General features: G+C 69.4%; 18 protein-coding genes. 6 read left to right on the top strand and 12 right to left on the bottom strand.

All coding sequences use genetic code 11. The features are described 5' to 3' along the window. Positions 1-262: 262 nt before the first annotated feature. The 8 genes from NDR87_RS10350 to NDR87_RS10315 form a co-directional block, all read right to left on the bottom strand. Positions 263-1,363: an amidohydrolase family protein gene (locus tag NDR87_RS10350; RefSeq protein ID WP_251910953.1), complete on the bottom strand. Its 1,101-nt coding sequence runs from the start codon at positions 1,361-1,363 to the stop codon at positions 263-265. A gap of 82 nt (positions 1,364-1,445) precedes the next feature. Further along, the gene (locus NDR87_RS10345; protein WP_251910952.1) at positions 1,446-3,092 is read right to left on the bottom strand and encodes a signal recognition particle protein; all 1,647 of its coding nucleotides are present in this window, start codon (positions 3,090-3,092) and stop codon (positions 1,446-1,448) included. Positions 3,093-3,148: 56 nt separating this feature from the next. Continuing rightward, positions 3,149-3,463: a hypothetical protein gene (locus NDR87_RS10340; RefSeq protein ID WP_251910951.1), complete on the bottom strand. Its 315-nt coding sequence runs from the start codon at positions 3,461-3,463 to the stop codon at positions 3,149-3,151. A 166-nt stretch (positions 3,464-3,629) separates the two neighbouring features. Then, the gene (locus NDR87_RS10335; protein ID WP_251910950.1) at positions 3,630-6,071 is read right to left on the bottom strand and encodes a [protein-PII] uridylyltransferase; all 2,442 of its coding nucleotides are present in this window, start codon (positions 6,069-6,071) and stop codon (positions 3,630-3,632) included. 88 nt (positions 6,072-6,159) lie between these two features. Further along, the gene (locus tag NDR87_RS10330) at positions 6,160-6,498 is read right to left on the bottom strand and encodes a P-II family nitrogen regulator (RefSeq protein WP_195109600.1); all 339 of its coding nucleotides are present in this window, start codon (positions 6,496-6,498) and stop codon (positions 6,160-6,162) included. A gap of 5 nt (positions 6,499-6,503) precedes the next feature. Further along, positions 6,504-7,865: an ammonium transporter gene (locus NDR87_RS10325; protein ID WP_251910949.1), complete on the bottom strand. Its 1,362-nt coding sequence runs from the start codon at positions 7,863-7,865 to the stop codon at positions 6,504-6,506. A gap of 189 nt (positions 7,866-8,054) precedes the next feature. Beyond that, a complete protein-coding gene (gene ftsY, locus NDR87_RS10320; protein WP_251910948.1) occupies positions 8,055-9,560 on the bottom strand; it encodes a signal recognition particle-docking protein FtsY in 1,506 nt (501 codons plus the stop codon). A 52-nt stretch (positions 9,561-9,612) separates the two neighbouring features. Beyond that, a complete protein-coding gene (locus NDR87_RS10315) occupies positions 9,613-10,020 on the bottom strand; it encodes an RpiB/LacA/LacB family sugar-phosphate isomerase (RefSeq protein WP_251910947.1) in 408 nt (135 codons plus the stop codon). Between the two features lie 87 nt (positions 10,021-10,107). Here NDR87_RS10315 and NDR87_RS10310 point away from each other — a divergent pair, with 87 nt between their 5' ends. Continuing rightward, a complete protein-coding gene (locus tag NDR87_RS10310) occupies positions 10,108-10,497 on the top strand; it encodes a DUF2237 family protein (RefSeq protein WP_067998201.1) in 390 nt (129 codons plus the stop codon). 18 nt (positions 10,498-10,515) lie between these two features. Here the strand turns inward: NDR87_RS10310 and NDR87_RS10305 are convergent, their stop codons facing one another. Continuing rightward, positions 10,516-10,965: a putative glycolipid-binding domain-containing protein gene (locus tag NDR87_RS10305; RefSeq protein ID WP_251910946.1), complete on the bottom strand. Its 450-nt coding sequence runs from the start codon at positions 10,963-10,965 to the stop codon at positions 10,516-10,518. A gap of 497 nt (positions 10,966-11,462) precedes the next feature. On the opposite strand from NDR87_RS10305, the gene NDR87_RS10300 reads away from it, so the two are divergent. The 3 genes from NDR87_RS10300 to NDR87_RS10290 all read left to right on the top strand — a co-directional run bounded on the left by NDR87_RS10300 (position 11,463) and on the right by NDR87_RS10290 (position 13,870). Beyond that, on the top strand, positions 11,463-12,296 hold the full coding sequence (locus tag NDR87_RS10300; RefSeq protein ID WP_251910945.1) for an SAM-dependent methyltransferase: 834 nt from the start codon (positions 11,463-11,465) through the stop codon (positions 12,294-12,296). A gap of 150 nt (positions 12,297-12,446) precedes the next feature. Beyond that, complete coding sequence (locus tag NDR87_RS10295) at positions 12,447-13,340, top strand: glycoside hydrolase (protein ID WP_251910944.1); 894 nt, start codon at positions 12,447-12,449, stop codon at positions 13,338-13,340. Between the two features lie 53 nt (positions 13,341-13,393). Next, the gene (locus tag NDR87_RS10290) at positions 13,394-13,870 is read left to right on the top strand and encodes a pyridoxamine 5'-phosphate oxidase family protein (protein ID WP_251910943.1); all 477 of its coding nucleotides are present in this window, start codon (positions 13,394-13,396) and stop codon (positions 13,868-13,870) included. On the opposite strand, the gene NDR87_RS10285 is transcribed toward NDR87_RS10290, so the two are convergent. From NDR87_RS10285 to NDR87_RS10275, 3 genes are all read right to left on the bottom strand, one after another. Beyond that, entirely contained in the window at positions 13,867-17,646 is a 3,780-nt protein-coding gene (locus tag NDR87_RS10285) for an AAA family ATPase (RefSeq protein ID WP_251910942.1), read from the bottom strand. The two genes, NDR87_RS10290 and NDR87_RS10285, sit on opposite strands and share 4 nt — an antisense overlap. A gap of 77 nt (positions 17,647-17,723) precedes the next feature. Further along, complete coding sequence (locus tag NDR87_RS10280; protein ID WP_251910941.1) at positions 17,724-18,164, bottom strand: hypothetical protein; 441 nt, start codon at positions 18,162-18,164, stop codon at positions 17,724-17,726. A 60-nt stretch (positions 18,165-18,224) separates the two neighbouring features. Further along, positions 18,225-18,689, bottom strand: a complete 465-nt coding sequence (locus tag NDR87_RS10275; RefSeq protein WP_251910940.1) for a DUF1707 domain-containing protein — start codon at positions 18,687-18,689, stop codon at positions 18,225-18,227. A gap of 318 nt (positions 18,690-19,007) precedes the next feature. Here NDR87_RS10275 and NDR87_RS10270 point away from each other — a divergent pair, with 318 nt between their 5' ends. Together NDR87_RS10270 and NDR87_RS10265 are read left to right on the top strand one after the other, a co-directional pair. Further along, on the top strand, positions 19,008-20,216 hold the full coding sequence (locus NDR87_RS10270; RefSeq protein ID WP_251910939.1) for an acyl-CoA dehydrogenase family protein: 1,209 nt from the start codon (positions 19,008-19,010) through the stop codon (positions 20,214-20,216). Between the two features lies 1 nt (position 20,217). Beyond that, a complete protein-coding gene (locus NDR87_RS10265; protein ID WP_251910938.1) occupies positions 20,218-21,378 on the top strand; it encodes an acyl-CoA dehydrogenase family protein in 1,161 nt (386 codons plus the stop codon).

Below are 21,378 nucleotides of genomic sequence, written 5' to 3'. Positions count from 1 at the left end.
TTCGCCGAACTGATAGCCCCAGAATCTGGCCGGCTTTCCACCCCCATTCCGACATGGCCGCCCCCGGCCTCGGGGCGCGCGGCACCGGCTCGACTCGTACGCCCGAAATCGCCCGTGCCGCGGCGCCCACCGGGGCGGGAATTTGCGGCCGGGACACCCCTCAACCATCTGTCCCATCCCACACGACCGTCCAGTATCGCGCCGGTGGCGGAATCCTATCGGCCGGAACGATCATCCGCACGGCGGCGAGAACGGCGGCCGCTCAGCGGTGCCCGGTCACGGGGTCGCGCCGCGGATACACCCGGCCGCGCAGGACCACGAATGCGGGCGCGTCGAGCACGTCCCGGCCGGTGCGCGGATCCGCCTCGTACACAACGAAATCCGCGGGCGCACCCGCTTCGATGTCGGGGCGGCCCAGCCAGTCGCGCGCCCGCCACGAGGCCGCGGCCAGCGCCTCGTGCCGCGACAACCCGGCCCCGGCCAGCGCGTCGATCTCATCGGCGATGCGGCCGTGCCGGATGGAGCCGCCCGCATCGGTTCCCGCGTAGATCGGCACCCCGGCCGCGTGCGCGTCACCGACCGTCTCTCGCACGCGTCGGTGCAGGTCGCGCATGTGCGCGGCGTAGACGGGGAATTTCGTTGCGCTATCGGCGATCTCGGGGAAGGTGTCGATATTGATCAGCGTCGGCACCAGCGCGGTCCCGTGCCGCACCATCATATCGATGGTGTCGTCGGTCAGCCCGGTCCCGTGTTCGAGGCAGTCGATTCCGGCCTCGATCAGCCCCGGCAGCGCGTCCTCGCCGAAGACGTGCGCGGTGACGCGGGCGCCCTCGCGATGGGCGGCATCGATGGCCTCCTTCAGCACCGCGTCGCTCCACAGCGGCCGCAGGTCGCCGACTGACCGATCGATCCAATCACCGACGATCTTCACCCAGCCGTCGCCCAGCCGCGCCTGGTCGGCCACGATCCGGGGCAGGTCGCGTTCGTCGTCGAGTTCGATACCGAGTTCGCGGATATAGCGCTTGGGCCGGGCGATGTGCCGACCGGCCCGGATGATCCTCGGCAGATCCGCGCGCTCGTCGATGAACCGGGTGTCGATCGGCGATCCCGCGTCGCGCAGCAACAGCGCGCCCGCGTCCCGCTCGATCTCGGCCTGGGCCACCGCGCCGTCGCGATCGGTATGCCCGCCGCCGTACCGAATCCCGACGTGGCAGTGGGCGTCGACCAGGCCGGGCACGATCCAGCCTGTGCGACAGAGGGTTTCGGCATCGCGTACCGGCTCGAACGAGATCGTCCCGTCGTGCACCCACAGGTCGCGGACCTCGTCATCCGGTAGCACCACGCCCCGCAGATGCAGCCGCATACCGCCTCCTGGTCGCGCCGTTGTGCCTCGCCCACAACCTACTGCGCGACCGCCCGGCGCGTCACGATCTTGCTCGGCGACCTTAGTTCTTCGGGAACTTCAGCTTCGAGATATCGATCCCCTCGAGCCCCGGCGGGAGCTCGTTGAGGCCCGCGGGCATATTCGACAGATCCGGGAATCCGGCGGGCATGCCGCCCGGCATCGCGGGCATGCCCGGGAAGCCGCCGCGCATCTTCGGCTGGGTCGGGCCGCGACCGCCCTTCTTGCCCTTCTTCCCCTTCTTGGTGTTCTTGCCGCCGCGCCGACCGCCGGGCAGGCCCATCTGCCTGCCCATCATGGCCATCATCTTCTTCGCCTCGAAGAACCGGTCGACCAGCTGGTTGACCTCCGACACCGTGACGCCCGAGCCGTTGGCGATGCGCAGGCGGCGAGAGGCGTTGATGATCTTCGGATTCTCGCGCTCGGCGGGGGTCATGCCGCGAATGATGGCCTGCACCCGGTCCAGCTGCTTGTCGTCGACCGCGGCCAGGGCGTCCTTCATCTGGTTCGCGCCGGGCAGCATGCCGAGCAGGTTGGCGATCGGGCCCATCTTGCGGATGGCGAGCATCTGCTCGAGGAAGTCCTCGAGGGTCATCTCGCCCGAGCCGATCTTGCGCGCGGCCTCCTCGGCCTGCTGCTGGTCGTAGACCTGTTCGGCCTGCTCGATCAGGGTGAGCAGATCACCCATGCCGAGAATGCGGCTGGACATGCGGTCGGGGTGGAAGACGTCGAAGTCCTCGAGCTTCTCACCGGTGGACGCGAACAGGATCGGCACACCGGTGACCTGGCGCACGCTCAGCGCCGCACCACCGCGGGCGTCGCCGTCGAGCTTGGTGAGCACCACGCCGGTGAAGCCGACGCCGTCGCGGAAGGCCTCGGCGGTGGTGACCGCGTCCTGGCCGATCATCGCGTCGAGGACGAACAGCGTCTCGTCCGGCTGCACCGCGTCGCGGATGCCCGCGGCCTGGCGCATCAGCTCCTCGTCGATGCCGAGGCGACCGGCGGTGTCGACGATGACCACGTCGTACTGTTTCTGCCGGGCCTCCTCGACGCCCGCCCGCGCGACATCGATCGGATCCGCGGCCGTGACGCCCAGCGGATTCTCCCCGCCGCCTGCCGCGGCGACAGCGTCAGGGCCGGAGGCGGCAGCTTGCGTAACCACGGAGGCCCCGCTTGCGCCGCCATTGGACACAGTGGTGCCCGGATGCGGCGCGAACACCGGCACCCCGGCCCGCTCGCCGACCACCTGCAGCTGGGTGACCGCGCCGGGGCGCTGCAGATCACAGGCCACCAGCAGCGGCGTATGCCCTTGATCCTTCAGCCATTTCGCGAGCTTTCCGGCCAGCGTGGTCTTACCCGCACCCTGCAGACCGGCCAGCATGACGACCGTGGGCGGGTTCTTGGCGAACTGCAGCCGCCGCGTCTCCCCGCCGAGGATGCCGACGAGCTCCTCGTTGACGATCTTGACGACCTGTTGCGCCGGGTTGAGCGCCGCGGAGACCTCGGCGCCCTTGGCGCGCTCCTTGATTCGCGCGATGAACTGGCGCACCACCGGCAGCGCGACGTCGGCCTCGAGCAGGGCGAGTCGAATTTCCCGTGCGGTCGCGTCGATATCGGCCGGTGACAGTCGCCCTTTCCCGCGCAGATCCTGCAGGGCACCGGTCAACCGGTCGGACAGGGATTCGAACACCGATCGCGCTCCTGGTTTCTCGAGGGGACGTCACTCGATATACCAGGGTACGGGGCCTACTCCAGCACGCGCCGCCGAGGCCGTGGCGTCTGGCGGATATCGTGATTCTCCGACGCGACCATGCCCACCGCCTCGCGCGCGGTCAGCCCCAGCTCGAGAGCCATCCCGTCCAGGGCGCACCACACCGCCTCACTGAGTTCGGCCTGATCGGCGACCGTCGAGGCGATGGTCATCGCCGTGACCGCCTGCCGCCCGGTGAGGGTGCGGCCGGGCAGCCAGGACACCACCCAGCGATCGCCGCCGACGCAGCGCGCGATGTGCTGGGTCATATCGCTGGTCATGATCGACGAGGACACGACTTCGATAGCCACCGATCCCGCTCCCCTCACGCTCGACCAGCACCCGCGAAGCTCGGACGAACCTGATATTAGAGTGGACTCCAGCAGCTGCGACATAACTTGCGCCAGATCACACGCAACGATCTGGTTAACCAGCAAACAGCAGGTTTGCCAGCAACTATCGGTCTGGGGCTACCGCTCAGTAACTGGATTCTCGCCCGGCCTGAATGTCCGTTTCCGCGGAGTTCTTCGGCCCGGGATGCGGAACCACCGCCAGCAGCGCGGCCTCGATCTCCGCCCGGCGCTCGGGGGTATCGGTCGCGCCGAGATCCAGGCAGAACGAGTCGACCACGGCCGCGCCCATGGTCACCACCTTCGCCCAGCGGACGTCGACGCCCGCCCGGGCCAGGGTCGCCGCCAACCGGCTCAGCAGTCCGACGCGATCCTCGGCCCGCAGTTGCAGCAGCACCTGACCCGCGACCGCGGTGTCGCTCCACTTGATTCGCGGCGTGGCCTGGGCATACGGGCTGGCCCGGCGCGCGGCCTCGCGCTCGCGCTTGGTGAGGACGGCCGCCACGTCCAGATCGCCGTTGACGGCCCGGATCAGCTCCTGACGCAGCAGGCCCGCATCCGGTGGATCGCCGAATTTCGGTGTGACGACGAAGGTATCGATCGCCGACTCCCCCGCCCCGCCCAGCGACGCCGACAGCACCCGCAGCGAATGCAGCGCCAGCACGCCCGCCGCATCGGAGAGCAGGCCCGGGGCATCCGGCGCGATCACCGTGACGATGTGGGTATAGCGCCCCGTCCCCGGCCGCAGCTCCACGTGCACCCCACCGACCGCGGCCTTGGCCAGCAGCTCCGGATCGATCGGATCCGGTTGCGGCAGTTGCTCGCCCGCCATCGCCAGTCGGCAACGGCGCACCAGGTCTCCGATCAGCGACGCCTTCCAGTCGCCCCACACTCCCGGGCCGGTGGCCAGCGAGTCGGCCTCGGCCAGGGTGTGCAGCAGCTCGAGCAGCTCTGGATCGCCGTCGAGCGCGTCGACGACCATTTTCACGGTGTCCGGATCGGCCAGGTCGCGCCGGGTCGCGGTGTCGGGCAGCAGCAGATGATGGCGGACGATGGCGCTCAGGGTGTGCACATCCGAGGGCCACAGGCCCAGTCGGCGGCCGATCTGATTGGCCAGTTCCGCCCCCACCACGCTGTGATCCTCCGGGCGGCCCTTGCCGATATCGTGTAGCAGCGCGCCCAGCAGCAGCAGATCCGGCCGCGCCACCCGGGTGCTCAGGGCACCGGCGTAGGCGACGGTCTCGATCAGGTGCCGGTCCACGGTCCAGGTGTGCATCGGATCGCGCGGCGGCAGGTCGCGGACCGCGCCCCATTCCGGAAAGAGCCTGCCCCACAGGCCGGTTCGATCCAGCGCCTCGACCGCCGCGATCGCGCCGCGGCCGGTGCCCAGCAGCACGAGCAGATCGTTGAGCGCCTCGCGCGGCCAGGGCTCGCGCAGTTCGGGCGCGTCCTCGGACAAACGGTTCAGGGTGGTCGCCGCCATCGGCAGCCCGGTCTGCGCCGAGGCGGCGGCGACCCGCAGGATCAGGCCGGGATCCTTCTGCGGGCGCGCGTCGCGGGCCAGCACCACCTCACCGGCGTGTTCGACCACGCCCTCGTCGAGTGGGCGGCGCACCGGCATGCGGCGCAGCCGGGCCAGACCGCGGCGCGGCAGCGCGTTCGCGGCCGTGCGCAATCCGACGTCCACCGAATAGCCGACCGTGCGCGCGGCATCGCTGAGGGTGCGGGCCAGATCGAACCGGTCACCGATGCGCAGGGCCGCGCCGATCTCGTCGGCGTCCTGGGCGCGCAGTTGATCGCGGGCGCGTCCGGCTACCCGATGCAGTTCGGTGCGCACATCGAGCAGCCGCCGCTTCGCCTGCTCGAGCCCCCCGCCCGGCACGTCCGGGCCCAGGCCCGGCATGGCATCGGTCAGCTGCGCGATGGCCAGGGCGTCGAGCAGCTGAATATCGCGCAGTCCACCGCGGCCGTTCTTCAGATCGGGTTCGGCCCGATGCGCGATCTCGCCGCTGCGCTTCCAGCGCGCCTCGGCCTGCCCCACCAACTCGCCGAAGCGGGAACGGATTCCGGTGCGCCACTCCCGGCGCACGCCGCCGATCAGCAGATTGCTCAGCTCGCCGTCGCCCACGATGTGCCGGGCCTCGAGCATGGCCAGCCCGGCGGTCAGATCGCCGGAGGCGACCCGCAGCGCCTGCGGAACAGTGCGCACGCTGTGGTCGAGCTTGATGTGGGCGTCCCACAGCGGATACCACAGCCGGTCGGCCACCTCGGCGACCCGCTCGGGATCGACGTCGTCGTGCAGCAGCATCAGATCCAGATCGGAATAGGGCAGCATCTCCCGACGGCCCAGCCCGCCGACCGCGACGACCGCCAGCCCGCTGTCGGCGGTGATACCCAGTTCGGCGCCCTTGGTGGTGAGCCACAGCTCGTACAGATCGACCAGCGCCTGCCGCAGCGCCTCGGCATCCAACCGCGGATGACGGGTGTCCCCGCCCTGGAGCAGTTGATCCCGCGCCCGCACCAACTCCTTCGCGCCGCCCAACGATTCGTCCTTCTGCTGCTTGCCCACAACCCACCACCCAGGAATGCGGGCGGCCCCGCCCGACCGGAGTCCGATCGGTGCGGGGCCGCCGCTCGACTTTTCCGCCGTCTACCGCTTACAGAGCGTCGGCGCCGCGTTCGCCGGTGCGTACCCGGATGACCGAGTCGACCGGGGTGACCCAGACCTTTCCGTCGCCGATCTTGCCCGTGCGGGCGGCCTCCACGATGACCTCGACGACCTTCTCCACCGAGGCGTCGTCGACCACGACCTCGACCCGGACCTTCGGGACGAAGTCGACGGAGTACTCGGCGCCGCGGTAGACCTCGGTGTGGCCCTTCTGCCGTCCGTAGCCCTGAACCTCGCTGACCGTCATGCCCAGCACGCCAGCCTGCTCGAGTCCGGTCTTGACATCCTCGAGCGTGAACGGCTTCACGATTGCGGTGATGAGTTTCATTTTGGTCATGCCTCCTTGACGGCGGTACGTGCCGTGCCACCCACAGCAGCGAAATCGTATGCCGTTTCAGCATGCTCCGATTCGTCCATACCCTGGAACTCTTCCTCCTCGGAGGCACGCAGCCCGATGGTGAACTTGATGGCGAGGGCGATGATCGCCGTCGCCACGCCGGAGAAGATCAGCACGGCGAAGGCTCCGATGGCCTGCTTGACGAGCTGGTCGAACCCGCCGCCGTAGAACAGGCCCTTGACCGCGGCCGGAGCCTCGGCCGTGGCGACCAGACCCACCATCAGGGTGCCCACCAGACCGCCGACCAGGTGCACGCCCACGACGTCGAGCGAGTCGTCGAAACCGAACTTGAACTTGAGGCTTACCGCCAGGGCACACAGCGCACCGGCGACGACACCGATGGCCAGCGCGCCGACCACGTTGACCGACGAACACGCCGGGGTGATCGCGACCAGACCGGCGACGATGCCCGAGGCCGCACCCAGCGAGGTGGCCTTGCCGTCGCGGATCTTCTCCACCGCCAGCCAGGCCAGCATGGCCGCCGCGGTGGCGATGGTGGTGGTCACGAAGGTGGCCCCGGCGACGCCGTTGGCGGCCACCGCCGATCCGGCGTTGAAGCCGTACCAGCCGAACCACAGCAGGCCCGCGCCGAGCATGACGAACGGCAGGTTGTGCGGCCGCATCGGCGTACCCGGCCAGCCCCGGCGCTTGCCGAGCACCAGCGCCAGCACCAGACCGGCGATACCGGCGTTGATGTGCACCGCCGTACCACCGGCGAAGTCGATGGCCTTGAGCTTGTTGGCGATCCAGCCGCCGTGCTCGCCGGTGATGTTGTCGAAGGCGAACACCCAGTGCGCGACCGGGAAGTACACGATCGTGGCCCAGACGCCCGCGAACAGCAGCCACGAGCCGAACTTCAGCCGGTCGGCGACGGCGCCCGAGATGAGTGCGACCGTGATGATCGCGAACATGAGCTGGAAGGCGACGAAGACCGAGACCGGAATGGTTCCGGCGATCGGCACCGCGGCCGGGGCGGCCGGATCGGTGGTCGCCAGGTACTGACCGCCGAAGATCGACTTCAGGCCGAAGTACTGCGTCGGGTCGCCGAGCACATTGCCCACGTCGTTGCCGAACGCGACCGAGAAGCCGTACAGCGCCCACAGGATGGTGATCAGGCCCATGGCACTGATGCTCATCATGATCATGTTCAGGACGTTCTTACCGCGGACCATACCGCCGTAGAAGAACGCGAGCCCCGGGGTCATCAACAGCACGAGCGCTGAACTGGCCAGCATCCATGCGGTGTCGCCGGCGTCTGGTGCGCCGATTACGGGAAACGCCACCTTGTTCCTCCTCATCTCGGGCCCGGCCAAAACGCGGCAACGAGCCTGCACAGAAGGTTCGCGATTCGGTGTTTCATCCGTGCCGCTGCGGTGTTTCGCCTGCGTGAACGGATCGACCGCTGGTGTTGCGTCTGTGTTTCACCACTCTCACGAATGGTTTGTAGTTCCTCGTGAGAGTACTTCCGAGATGTGGAGAATGTCCGATCAGCCCAGGAGCGCGTCGACGAAGGCGGCGGGTTCGAAGGGGGCCAGATCGTCGGCGCCCTCGCCCAGACCGACCAGTTTGACCGGGACGCCGAGTTCGTGCTGGACCTGGAAGACGATGCCGCCCTTGGCCGTGCCGTCGAGTTTGGTCAGCACCACGCCGGTGATGTCCACGACCTCGGCGAAGACCCGGGCCTGGGTGAGGCCGTTCTGGCCGACGGTCGCGTCCAACACCAGCAGCACCTCGTCCACGGCGGCCTTCTTCTCCACCACGCGCTTGACCTTGCCCAGCTCGTCCATCAGGCCGGTCTTGGTGTGCAGGCGGCCCGCGGTATCGATGAGCACGGCGTCGACGCCGCCCGTGATGCCGGTGCTCACCGCGTCGAAGGCGACCGAGGCCGGATCCGCGCCCTCGCGGCCGCGCACGGTCTCCGCGCCGACCCGCTCACCCCAGGTCTGCAGCTGATCGGCGGCCGCGGCGCGGAAGGTGTCGGCCGCGCCCAGCAGCACCCGGCGGCCGTCGGCCACCAGCACCCGCGCCAATTTGCCCGTGGTGGTGGTCTTTCCGGTGCCGTTCACGCCGACGACCAGCAGAATCGACGGGTGGTCGGCATGCGGCAGCGCCCGGATGGACCGGTCCATCTCCGGCCGCAGCGCCTCGATGAGCACGTCGCGCAGCACCTGCCGGGCCTGCTCGGGGGTGCGGACGGTGCGCGCGGCCAGTTCCTCGCGTAGTCGTTCGACGACCGCGAGGGTGCTGGCGGTGCCGAGGTCGGCCATGACGAGGGTGTCCTCGATCTCCTCCCAGGAGTCCTCGTCCAGATCGCCGCCGCCGAGCAGACCGAGCAGGCTCTTGCCGACGGCGTTCTGCGAGCGGGCCAGCCGCCCGCGCAGGCGGGTGAGGCGTCCGCTGGTGGGCTCGATCTCCTCGATCTGCGGTGCGGGAGCCGCGGTTTCGGCGGGGGCCGGTTCGGCCGTGGTTTCCCGCAGGGTGGTCACCGTGGTGGGGGCCAGGTCTTCGGCGGGCGCTGCTGCCTCGGCGGGCGCTGCCGTCTCGGTGGCCGGTGCTGCCTCCGTGGCGGCGGACTCCTCGGCTGGCGTGGCCTTCTCCTCGGCGGGCGCTGCCGTCTCCTCGGCGGGCGCGGCCGGGGCCGCGGGCGATTCCTCGACATCCGCCTCGGGCAGCCGCACATCGGTGATGGATCGGCGCGCCGAATCGCGCGGAATCGCCGCGTCGTCACCGACGTGCGGCTGGCCCTCGTCGTCGGTGCGCTCGATGGTGACCGGTTCCCTGGGCGGCGTCAGCGTGCCCGCCCCGGTCCCGCCCTGACTGAAGTTGAATCCCCCGGCCGCCGTATACCCGCCCGACCGATCGGTCAGCTCCTGCTCGGGAGCGGCCGGTGTGAGCGTGACCCGGCGGCGTTTGTACAGGACGAATCCGGACACGAACGCCACCAGCAGCACGGCGGCGATCGCGGCGATCAGAATCCAAGCTTGCGCAGTCACGCGCCCATCCTGTCAGAACCCCCCGAAGTGGTCTGCGGCACGCGCCCGGCATTCAGCCCAGGTTGCGGTAGTTCTCGGCCTCCGACTCGTCAGGAGCGGTGGTCAGGAAGGCCGCGAGCATTTCGTCGGCCACGGTCGGGGAGGTCAGGCGCAGGCCGAAGGCCAGGACGTTGGCGTCGTTCCATTTGCGGGCGCCCTCGGCGGTGGCGCGGTCGGTGCACAGGGCGGCCCGCACGCCGGGGACCTTGTTGGCGGCTATCGACACGCCGGTGCCGGTCCAGCAGCACACCACGCCGCGGTCGGCCCGGCCGTCGGCGACCGCCTCGCCCACCCCGCGCCCGACCTCCGGCCAGGCGATGTCCTCGCCGATGACCACCACCTCGTGTCCCTGTTCGCTCAGCCACTGCCGCACGTGCCGGGTCAGATCGGTCGATTCGTCGGTCCCGAAGGCAATCCGCATGACCACGAGAGTAGTTTTCCCGCCGTCTGCACACCACGCTGCCGGAAGGCGCGGCGAATCCAACACAGAGACAATAGGATCGGCGACGTGACCGATCGAAATGTGCTCGGGGGACCGCTGGAGGAGTGTGGCACCGATCCTCTCACCGGCTTCTATCGGGACGGATGCTGCAGCACCGGCCCCGAGGACCTGGGCAGCCACACGGTGTGCACGGTGGTGACCCAGGAGTTCCTGGAGCACCAGAAGTCGATCGGCAACGATCTGATCACCCCGCGACCGGAGAACAACTTCCCCGGCCTGCAACCCGGTGACCGATGGTGTGTAGTGGCGGTGCGGTGGCTACACGCGCACGAGGACGGCGTCGCGGCGCCGGTGGTGCTGGCGGCGACCCATGAGAACGCGCTCGAGGTGATACCGATGGAGACCCTGCGCAAATACGCCGTGGACGTACCCGACGACGTCAGCGATCTGCTCTGACGGCCCGGCCGCCCGCGCTCAGGGATGCAACCGACGCAGATAGTCCTCGTACAGCACGACGAAACCATCCCGATCGAATTCGATCCGCGCGCGATAGTCCCCCGAGATGAAGCGGACGGTCCCGTCCCCGCCGGCCTCGTACCGCTGCGGCGCGAGATAGGCGGTCGTGCCGGGCACGGTGACGAAGCGCATTGTGTAGTCGCGGGTCTGCGTCGTACTCAGCAGCCCGTCCCGCAGCACCGGCAGTGAGTTGAAGAACGCGCTGTGCTGCAGATCGAAGAAGTCCGCACCGTCCAGTTCGTGACGCACCGGACCCGCACCGGCGTCCACGGTCAACGCCGAACCGTCCAGCCACCAACGTAATTCGTAGACCAGCCCGAGCTGCGTGCCGTGGGCGCGATCCATGCCGTCCGCGTGCACGATCTCCATCCGCGGCTCGTCGACGCCCTCCCAGACGAATGTTCGCACGATCCGAGACTAGTCCGCCGCGCCCCGATGCCGCCGCCGACGCGCCTTCTGGCGGCACGCCGCCGAGCAACAGCGGGCGGGGCGGCCGGAGCGCGAATGACGAAGCGGCGCAGCGCAGATCGGGCAGCATCAGGACCCGCCGGCATCATCGCGGCCGGACACCAGTTTGTTCCGTATATCCCGAAAGGCATTGCATGGCAACATATTTGGCAAATATCGAGAGAACATCGGGCGGCTGCGGATCGAGCCGGACCCCACCGTCGCGCCGCACCCCCGCGCCGCGCGCCTGACGGCGCTGCTCGCCGATTGACACGATTCGGACTCCACACCCGTCCACCCTCCCGGCGATGCCGAATATCCAGTGTCGATTCGGCACCGCGCCGGTTCGGCCGGTGCGGCGATTCCGGACGGAATGGACATTTGACCATCTCCGGGTAGGGTGAGTCTGCCGCATGGACGGCTCATGTTCGACCGAAATACCGTGGAGTGGTTGGCCGATGTCCGAGTTCTCCGAAATCCCACCGCTGCTTCCGGATTGGGCCAGCGACGATATCGACCCCACCGTGCCCAGCATCGCGCGCATCTACGACTATGCCCTGGGCGGCTCGCACAATTTTCAGATCGATCGCGAACTGGCCGAGCTGGGCCGCAAGCGGTGGCCGCACAGCCTGCGCTCGGCCTGGACCAACCGCGCCTTCCTGCGCCGCGCGGTCACCTACTGCGCCCGGCAGGGGGTCACCCAGTTCCTCGACATCGGCTCGGGCATTCCCACCGCCGGTAATGTGCACGAGATCCTGGCCGACCTCGGCGTCGACGCCCGCGTGGTCTACACCGACATCGACCCGGTGGCGGTCGTCATGAGCCGCCGCATCCTGCGCGACATCCCGTGGGCGACCGCCTTTCACGCCGACGCCCGCGATCTGGACGCGATCGTGTCCAATCCGGAGGTGCGCGCCCGGCTGAACTTCGACGAACCGGTGGTCGTCCTGCTCGTCGCGCTGCTGCACTACATCCCCGACACCGCGGGCTTCCAGCGCATGCTCGCCGCCCTGAGAGATCGGCTCGCCCCGGGCAGCATGCTGGTGATCTCCCATATGACCAGCGCGGATTGGCCTCCGGAGGAGCTCGCCGAGACGGTCGAGATGAGCAAGCAGACGCCTACCCCGCTGATCATGCGCACCCTCGACGAAATCGCCGCGCTGTTCGACGGTTTCGAACTCGTCGAACCGGGGCTGGTCCGGGTCCCGCTGTGGCGGCCGGATCCGGAGGAGGACACCGCCACGACCTACTTCGACACGGTCGGCGCGGTCGGCGTGAAACCGCACAGATAAAGCGTCGGAATCGCCTCGATCACAATCGAAGTGACCGAGGGTGTGTCAGCTACTTTTCAGCGTCGACTGCCGCATAATCGGCGGATGACGTCGAGACGGCTGTCCCGCAGGACGATGCTCGCGCTGACGGCGGGTCTACCGTTGAGTGTTATGGCAGCAGGACGCGCGGCGGCCCTCGGCGGCCCGATGCGGTACACGATGACCGCGTTCACCAATCACAGCCAGACCGACATGTACGTCTACGAATCGACCGACGCGACGAACTTCTCGCTGGTCAAGGCGGTGGCCTACCGGCCGCCGTACGCCGATCCCGCGGGAACGCCACCGACCGCGCCGACCGACAAGAAGGGATTGTGCCGGGACCCCAGCATCTTCCGCTTCATCGATGGGGCCTACTACCTGACCTACACCACGGGCTGGGACGGCGACACCATCGGATTCGCGCGCAGCGTCAACCGGGTCGACTGGGATTTCCTGTACGAGTTCCGGATTCCGCTGCCCGGGATTCGGCACACATGGGCGCCGGAGTGGTTCGTCGACGACCGGGGCGGGGTGAATGTGCTGGTGACGATCAACAGCGGCGCGGGCTTCCAGCCGCACATCCTCTCCGCGCTGGACTCGACATTGCAGCCGTGGCGGCCCGCGCCGCTGGTCGGGCTGCACCCCTCGGCGGACACGCTCGGCTATATCGACACCACGATCAAGATGTGGCGCGGCCGCTACTACGCCTTCGTCAAGAACGAATCCACCAAGTACATCGAATTGGCCGTCGCCGATCTCCCGGCGGGCCCCTATCAGCTCATCCGAACCGGCGACTGGACGGGCTGGGGCGCGCCCCGCGAGGGGCAGTGCGTGATCCCGCTGCCCGACGGCCGGTGGCGGATCTACATGGACGCCTATAACCTGGACAATCCCGAGCTCGGGGCCTATCACTACAGCGACAGCGTCACCGACGATCCGTCCGGCGAGTGGACGCCGACCCAGGAACTGCCCGGCCTGTCCGGCATCGTCCGGCACTGCACGGTCCTTCCAGAACAGCTGTAGGCATTGCCCTTTCGCGCGCATACCTGTCGGTGGTCCGTGCCATGATCACCGGTATGGCACGGACCTTCGACAGCATCGCCGACGACTTCTTCCGACTCACCGCCGAGATCGTCTGGTGCACGGTCACCACCGTCGGCCCCGACGGCCGACCCCGCTCGCGCATCCTGCACCCGATCTGGGAACGCGAGGGCGACCGCCCGGTCGGGTGGATCTTCACGGGCAAGACGCCGATCAAGGTGCGGCATCTGGCCGCCAATCCGGTGGTGGCGTTCTCCTACTGGAATCCGGCGCAGCATTCGATCCAGGGCGAGGCGGTGGCCGAGTGGGCCGACGATCCGGAGGTGCAGCGCCACGTGTGGGACCTGATCATGACCACACCGCCGCCGCTGGGCTACGACCTGCGTGAGTTCGGCGTGACCGGACCCGAGGATCCAGGATTCACCGTGCTGCGCCTGAACCCGCAGCGGATCCAGCTCCTCGACGGCGCGAAGGCCCCGGCCGACTTCAAGCCGACCGTCGCCGTGCTCTAGCTCGGCGCGCCCACCAGATTCTCGCCCCGCAGCCGCTGCGAGATCACCTGGGTGATGCCGTCGCCGCGCATGCTCACGCCGTAGAGCGCGTCGGCGATCTCCATGGTCGGCTTCTGGTGGGTGATCACAATGAGCTGCGACTTCTCCCGCAGCTGCTCGAACAGGCCGATGAGCCGACGCAGGTTGGTGTCGTCCAGCGCCGCCTCGACCTCGTCCATGACATAGAACGGTGAGGGGCGGGCGCGGAAGATGGCGACCAGCAGGGCTACCGCGGTCAGCGACTTCTCGCCGCCGGACAGCAGCGACAGCCGCTTGACCTTCTTGCCCGGCGGGCGCGCCTCCACCTCGACGCCGGTGGTGAGCATGTCCGACGGGTCGGTCAGCAGCAGTCGGCCCTCGCCGCCGGGGAACAACTTGGCGAACACCTCGACGAATTCGCGCGCCACATCCTCGTAGGCCTCGGTGAAGACCTGCAGGATGCGCGCGTCCACCTCGGCGACAACGTCGAGCAGGTCCTGACGAGCCTTCTTGACGTCCTCGAGCTGGGTGGACAGGAAGTTGTAGCGTTCCTCGAGGGCCGCGAACTCCTCCAGCGCAAGGGGATTCACCTTGCCGAGGGTGGTGAGGTCCTTCTCGGCGCGCTTGGCCCGGCGCTCCTGGGCGGCGCGGTCGAAGGGCATGGGCTGCGGCTCGCTGACCTGCTCGCCGCGGTCGCGGGCCTGCTCGTACTCCTGCATCTCCAGCGCCGAGGGCGGCATCGGCACATCCGGACCGTATTCGGCGATGAGGTCGTCGAGGGCGATGCCGAACTGCTCGCTGATGTTGTGCTCGAGCTGTTCGATGCGCAGCGCGGCCTCGGCGCGGGCCACCTCGTCGCGGTGTACCGCGTCGGTGAGCTGGGTCAGCTGGGCGGTCAGCGCGCGCACCCGCTCCTTGGTCTGATCGACCTGGGCCGCGCATTCGGTACGGCGGCGCACCAGCTCGTCGCGGCGGGCCGCGGCCTGGCCGACCACGGTCTGCAGTTCGGCGGCGATGCGCTCGGCCGAATCGGCCACCACCGCCGCCACTTCCGCGGCCCGGCGGCGCGCGGCCTGGGCGCGTTCGGCGCGGGCGCGTGACTCGCGTTCGGCGCGGGCGGCACGGCGCAGCGAATCCGCCTTGCCGCGTACCGATTCCGCGCGCTCCTCCGCGGTGCGCACCGCCAACCGGGCCTCGACCTCCATGGAGCGGGCCTCCGCGAGCGCCGCCGCGGCCTCCTCACGCTCCTGACCGGCCGTCTCGGTTCCGGCATCGGAGTCCGAATCCAGTTGCGACTGTTCGGATTCGGCATGGCGCAGCCGGTCCTCGAGCTCGGCCAGCTTCGCCAGATTCTCATCGCGCGCGGTCTCGGCGTCGGACCGCTGGGCCAGCAGCCGCTCGCATTCCCGGTGCGCGGTGCGCGCGGTATCACCGAGGCGGCCGAGCCGGTCGTAGATCGCCACCAGCGCCTGATCGGATTCGTGCAGGGCCAGCAGCGCGTGATCGGCGGCCTCCTTGCGCGCGGTCTGCTCGGCCAGCGCGCCGGACAGGGCCGCCTCGAGCTCCTCGGCCTGCCGCTGCCACGATTCCAGTTCGTCCTTCGCGGCGTCGATATCGGCCTGGATCTCCAGCTGACTCGGGGCGCGATCGGAGCCACCGAGCAGCCAGCCGGTGCCGGTGAGGTCGCCGTCGCGGGTGACTATGCGCAGATCCGGTTGCGCCGCAAGCACGTCGGCGGCCGCGGACACCTCGTCGACGACAACGGTGTCCCTGCCCAGCGCTTCGAGGGCGGCGCGCAGGTTGGCCGGGCAATCGACCACGTCCGCCAGCCACCGCGCCCCGACCGGCAGCGCGGGACGGTGTCCGACGCCGCCCGGGCGCTGGTCTTCCCGGGGCGCGGCGGAGGATCCGGTCGGCGCGACGCTGTGACCCGCTGACGTCTTCGCGTCGGCGAGACCAGCGGCCACGCTCGCCGCGTCGTCGGTTCGGCCGCCGTCGGACGCCGGTTCGGAATCGGTACGTCCGGGCACCGCCGATCGTGTCGACCCCGCGCCGCCGTAGACCAGGGCCGCGCGACCGCCATCGGCCTCCTTGATCGCGCGCAGCGCGGACCGGGCGGTCGAACCGTCCTCGGCGGCAATGGCATCGGCGAGCGGGCCGAGAGCCGCGGCCACGGCGGCCTCATATCCCGGATGGACGCGCAGCATGCCCGACAGCGGGCCGAGCAGGCCCTGCCCGTGGTGCTCCAGCAGCCACGCACCGCCGTCCTTGCGGGACAGGCCCATGGTGAGGGCCTCGATGCGGGCGGTGAGCGAGGCCACCTTCTTACTGGCCTCGCGGTCCTTCTCGCGCAGTTCGGTGACGCGCTCCTCGGCCCGCCGCAGCGCCTGGGCGGCGTGTTCGTAGGCCTCGTCCAGGCTTTCCTCGCCCGCGTCCAGTTCGCTCAATTCCGCTTGGACGGACTCGAATTCGGCCTCGGCGGTGGCGCCGCGCTGGCGGGCCTCGGTCAGCGCGGTGGACAACCGGGCGATCTCGGCATCGGCCGACTGGGCGCGGTGGCGCAGGTTGTCGACCTGGCCCGCGAGCCGGGCCAGGCCCTCGCGGCGGTCGGCGATGGCCCGCACCGCGGCCAGATGCGCCTGTTCGGCGGCCTTGGCCGCCTGCTCGCGCTCGTACAGTTGCTCGCGCGCGGCCTCGAGGGTGGCGCCGGCGATCTCGACCGCCTCGAGCAGCTCGGCCTCCTCGGCCTCGACCCGCGCGGCCTCGGCCTCGAGCTGTTCGGGATCGCGGCCGGTGCCGACGGGCTGCTCGATGGTCAGGTTGCGGGCCCGGTCGCGCGCGATGCGAATGGTGGCATTGACCCGCTCCACCAGGGCCGACAGCTGGAACCAGGTCTGCGCGGCGGCCTCGGCGCTCGGCGTCAGGCGAGAGAGCTGGAATTCCTGTTGGGCCAGCGCGGCATTGGCGGCGTCGAGTTCGGCCTGGACGTTGATCTGCTGTTCGCGGGCGAAGGCCTCTTTGCTCTGCTGGCTCTCCAGCTCGCGGCGGCGACCCACCAGATCGTCGGCGGCCAGGCGCAGCCGGGCATCGCGCAGCTCGGCCTGGACGGTCGCGGCCCGGCGTGCCACCTCGGCCTGGCGGCCCAGCGGTTTGAGCTGGCGGCGCAGCTCGGTGGTGAGGTCGGTGAGCCGAGCCAGATTGGCCTGCATGGCCTCCAGCTTGCGGACCGCCTTCTCCTTGCGCTTGCGGTGCTTGAGCACGCCCGCGGCCTCTTCGATGAAGGCGCGGCGGTCCTCGGGGCGTGATTCCAGAATCGCCGACAGCTGCCCCTGTCCGACGATGACGTGCATCTCCCGGCCGATGCCGGAATCGGACAGCAACTCCTGCACATCCATCAGGCGGCAGGAGTTGCCGTTGATCTCGTACTCACCCGCGCCGTCGCGGAACATGCGGCGGGTGATCGAGACCTCGGAGTACTCGATGGGCAGCGCACCGTCGGAATTGTCGATGGTCAGGGTGACCTCGGCGCGGCCGAGGGGCGCGCGCCCCGCGGTACCGGCGAAGATGACGTCCTGCATCTTCCCGCCGCGCAGGGCCTTCGCGCCCTGCTCACCCATCACCCAGGTGAGCGCGTCGACGACGTTCGACTTGCCCGAACCATTGGGCCCCACCACGCAGGTGATGCCCGGCTCCAGGCGCAGCGTCGTCGCGGACGCGAAGGATTTGAAGCCCTTCAGCGTCAGACTCTTCAGGTGCACAGTCGGCCAGGCTACCTCGTCGGTGGGCGTTGCCCCGAGTATGCCGGGCGAACGTGTTCGCCCGGCGCGTTCGGCGATCAGACGGCCGGGTCGGCCTTGATGGTCAGGGTGTAGTCGGCGGCGTTACCGTCGGCCGAGGTGACCCGCACCTGGTAATCGGTGCCGTCGGTGACGAAGTCGGCCGTGGGGGCCTCGGTCGCGATCATGGGGCCGATCAGCGGCGCCACCGAGACGCGGGCGTTGTTGTTGGGCGAGGTGACTTCGAGGTGCAGCTTCAGCCCGCCGCCCGCGGCGATGGCGTATCCGTCGGACTTGCCCTCGATCACGCTGCCGGTGTACTGGCTCTCGCCGGGCCCGATCTCGAGGCGGTGGGAGAAGTTGGGCACCGACGGGATGCCGGGGAACGGCGCTGCGCTCGCGACCCCGCCGGCGACGGCGAAGGTGGCCGCGGCGATCACGGCCAGCAGCACCGCCGGCACGGCGCGCAGCAACGAACGGAAGACTCGGGATGCGGTCATGGGGCACTATTTTTCCGCACACTCGGCCCGAGATCGCAAGCGAGTCCGAGAAATTGATTGTCAGATCGCCCGAATTGGGTGTGTCGCACCGCGGGATGCGGACCTGCGGTCTGCTTTGCGCCCGCTGGCCTCCCAGCCGGTGAGGACGCGGAAGGCCAGCACCGCACCCCACGGGCCGATCACCCAGATCGGCCAGAAGTAGACGAGTTCGCCGACGCCCAGCGAGACGGCCGCCCAGATCAATATGTTCAGCAGCCCGACGCCCAACCACGCCCCGCCCTCGATGCGCTGCCAGAGCGGGACGCGAGCGCCGCGCGGGGTCGAATTACCGCCGGACGCAGACGGTTTCGGCAAGTCGGCGGTCACCGCGCGCAGATCTTCCCGCGTCGCGGCGGCATACACCCGGGCCAGCCGCTCGTCGTACTCCCGCAGATCGATGCGGCCCTCGCCCACGCTCCGGACCAACAGCTCCGCCACCTGCTGCCGCTCGGCGTCGGAGACTCGGATGCCGGTCGAGATGTCCATGGCTATGTCCTGTCGATGTTCCGATGTGGAAGGTTATAACAGTGTTATACCTCCATTGTGGAATGTCAACCCTGGCCTTCGGCCAGGGAATCGAGAGAGCGGGCCAAGGGCCAGGGCGGGGGACGGAGGGCGGGGGACGGAGGACGGGGGACGGGGGACGGAGGACGGGGGACGGAGGACGGAGGACGGGGGACGGGGGACGGGGGACGGAGGGCGGAGGGCGGAGGGCGGAGAAGTGTCGCTAAGTTAACGACCATTTGCATTCCGTTGCGAGAAAATGAGAAGGTAGGGCACCATTAATCGCACAAGGAGTTGTCCGTGGATCTGGACTGGTCGCCCACCGATCTGGCGTTTCGCGACGAGGTGCGGCGTTTTCTGGACGAGAACCTGACCCCCGAACTGCGCCGTGCCGGACGGCTCGCCACGAGCGTGTATCCGGATCACGAGGCCAGCATGACGTGGCAGCGGATTCTGCACGAGCGCGGCTGGGCCGCCCCGGCGTGGCCGGTGGAATACGGCGGCTGTGACTGGAGCCTGACGCAGCACTACATCTTCGATCGGGAGTCGACGCTCGCGGGCGCTCCGGCGCTGTCGCCGATGGGAATCCGGATGGTCGCGCATGCCATCATCGCCTTCGGCACCGCGGAGCAGAAGGCGTACTTCCTGCCCCGCATCCTCACCGGCGAGGTCTTCTTCTGCCAGGGCTACTCCGAGCCCGAGGCGGGTTCGGATCTGGCCTCGCTGACCATGGCCGCGGTCGCCGACGGCGACGATCTGGTCTGCACCGGCAGCAAGATCTGGACCACCCATGCGACGGAGGCGAATTGGATCTTCTGCCTGGTCCGCACCTCCCGCCTGGAGCGCAAGCAGCAGGGCATCACCTTCCTGCTCATCCCCATGGACTCCCCCGGCATCCAGGTCCGCCCGCTGGTGATGACCTCGGGCGAGCAGGTGCAGAATCAGGTCTTCTTCGATCAGGTCCGCGTGCCCAAGGCGAACGTCCTGGGCCGCGTCGACGACGGCTGGACGGTCGCCAAATATCTGCTGAACTTCGAACGCGGCGGCGCCGCATACGGTCCCACGCTGCAGGTGATGGCCGAGGCGCTGGCGAATCAGGCCGCCGCGCTGCTGGACGATCCGGCCTTCGCGGCCAAACTCGCCGACGCCCGCATCCGCGCCGATGTGCTCGAGATCCTGGAATACCGCACCATGTCGGCGATCTCGCACGGCCGTGACCCCGGCCCCGCGGCCTCGACGCTGAAGATCCTCGGCACCGAACTGAGCCAGCGGCTCACCGAACTCGCCCTCGAGGCGGCCGGTCCACGCGGGCGCGCCTATCAGCCGCATGCGGCCATGCCCGGCGGCCCGGTCGCCGACTACCTCCCGCCCGCCGACTGCTACCTCGCGGGCGAACAGTGGCAGGCGGTCGCCCCGCTGCGCTACTTCAACGACCGCGCGGGCTCGATCTACGCCGGTAGCAACGAGATTCAGCGCAACATCATCGCCAAGGCAACCCTGGGACTGTGACATGGACTTCGAACCGACCGCCGAACAACAACTGCTGCGCGACACCGTCACCCAATTCCTGGCGGCCCGCTACGACCTGGAGAAGAGCCGCGCCGCGGCCCGGACAGGCGCGGGTTGGCAGCCGCAGATCTGGCGCGCCTTCGCCGAGGAGGTCGGCATCCTGGGCGCGAGCCTGCCCGAGAGCGTGGGCGGTTTCGACGGCGGCGCGGTGGAGACGATGATCATCGCCGAGGCGCTGGGCGGAGCGTTGGTCGTCGAGCCGTATGTCGACACCGTTGTCGTGGGCGCGGGCCTGCTACGCCGGGCCGGGGGTGAGCGGGCCGGGAAGCTGTTGCGGGGCATCACCTCCGGCGAGGTCGTCACGGCCTTCGCCGCGCTGGAACAGGATTCGGGCTACGATCCGGCGCGCGTCGCGACAACCGCACGGCGGGAAGGGGATTCGTGGGTGCTCGATGGCACGAAGATCGTCGTGACGAGCGCGCCGCTGGCCACGCATCTGCTGGTCACCGGCCGCACCGCCGCGGGCCTGTCGCTGTTCGTCGTGGACGCCGGGGCCGCGGGCCTCACCCTGCACCCCTACCGCACCATCGATGAGCGCCGCGCCGCGGATGTCGTCCTCGACGGTGTCCGGGTCCCCGCCGACGCGCTGCTGGGAACCGAAGGCGCGGCCGAGGATTCCGTGCGCGCCGCCGTCGACGAGGCGATCGCCGCCATCGCCGCCGAGGCCGTGGGCGCCATGCGCCGCGTGCTGGCCGACACCGTCGACTACGCCAAGCAGCGCCAGCAGTTCGGCGTCCCCATCGCCAGCTTCCAGGTGCTGCAGCACCGCATGGTCGACATGCACCTGGAGCTCGAACAGTCCATCGCCGCAACCTATTTGGTCACCCTGAAACTCGACGCCGATCCGGCCACCCGATCCCGCGCCGCGGCCGCCGCCAAGGCCACCATCGGCCGCGCCGCCCGCTTCATCGGCCAGCACGCGGTCCAGTTGCACGGCGCGATGGGCATGACCGAGGAGCTGCCCATCGGCCACTACTTCAAGCGCCTCACCGCGATCCAGAACGAATGGGGCCCGGTCGATCACCACATCGCCCGCTATGCCGCACTCACCCGACCCGCGGGCGTGCCCGCCGACCCGGTGGTCCTGACGACGTCGCAATAG

Origin of the sequence: Nocardia sp. CDC159, from assembly GCF_023740735.1 — a bacterium.
Taxonomy (GTDB): Bacteria; Actinomycetota; Actinomycetes; order Mycobacteriales; family Mycobacteriaceae; genus Nocardia; species Nocardia pulmonis.
This window is presented reverse-complemented; position numbering and strand designations above follow the sequence as displayed.

What these genes read in the sequence shown, in the direction of transcription:
- NDR87_RS10295 (WP_251910944.1), top strand. Translation starts at nt 12,447, where the DNA reads ATGGCAGCAGGACGCGCGGCGGCCCTCGGCGGCCCGATGCGGTACACG.
- NDR87_RS10275 (WP_251910940.1), bottom strand. Translation starts at nt 18,689, where the DNA reads ATGGACATCTCGACCGGCATCCGAGTCTCCGACGCCGAGCGGCAGCAG.
- NDR87_RS10300 (WP_251910945.1), top strand. Translation starts at nt 11,463, where the DNA reads ATGTCCGAGTTCTCCGAAATCCCACCGCTGCTTCCGGATTGGGCCAGC.
- NDR87_RS10265 (WP_251910938.1), top strand. Translation starts at nt 20,218, where the DNA reads ATGGACTTCGAACCGACCGCCGAACAACAACTGCTGCGCGACACCGTC.
- NDR87_RS10315 (WP_251910947.1), bottom strand. Translation starts at nt 10,020, where the DNA reads ATGCGGATTGCCTTCGGGACCGACGAATCGACCGATCTGACCCGGCAC.
- NDR87_RS10325 (WP_251910949.1), bottom strand. Translation starts at nt 7,865, where the DNA reads ATGAGGAGGAACAAGGTGGCGTTTCCCGTAATCGGCGCACCAGACGCC.
- NDR87_RS10290 (WP_251910943.1), top strand. Translation starts at nt 13,394, where the DNA reads ATGGCACGGACCTTCGACAGCATCGCCGACGACTTCTTCCGACTCACC.
- NDR87_RS10280 (WP_251910941.1), bottom strand. Translation starts at nt 18,164, where the DNA reads ATGACCGCATCCCGAGTCTTCCGTTCGTTGCTGCGCGCCGTGCCGGCG.
- NDR87_RS10350 (WP_251910953.1), bottom strand. Translation starts at nt 1,363, where the DNA reads ATGCGGCTGCATCTGCGGGGCGTGGTGCTACCGGATGACGAGGTCCGC.
- NDR87_RS10330 (WP_195109600.1), bottom strand. Translation starts at nt 6,498, where the DNA reads ATGAAACTCATCACCGCAATCGTGAAGCCGTTCACGCTCGAGGATGTC.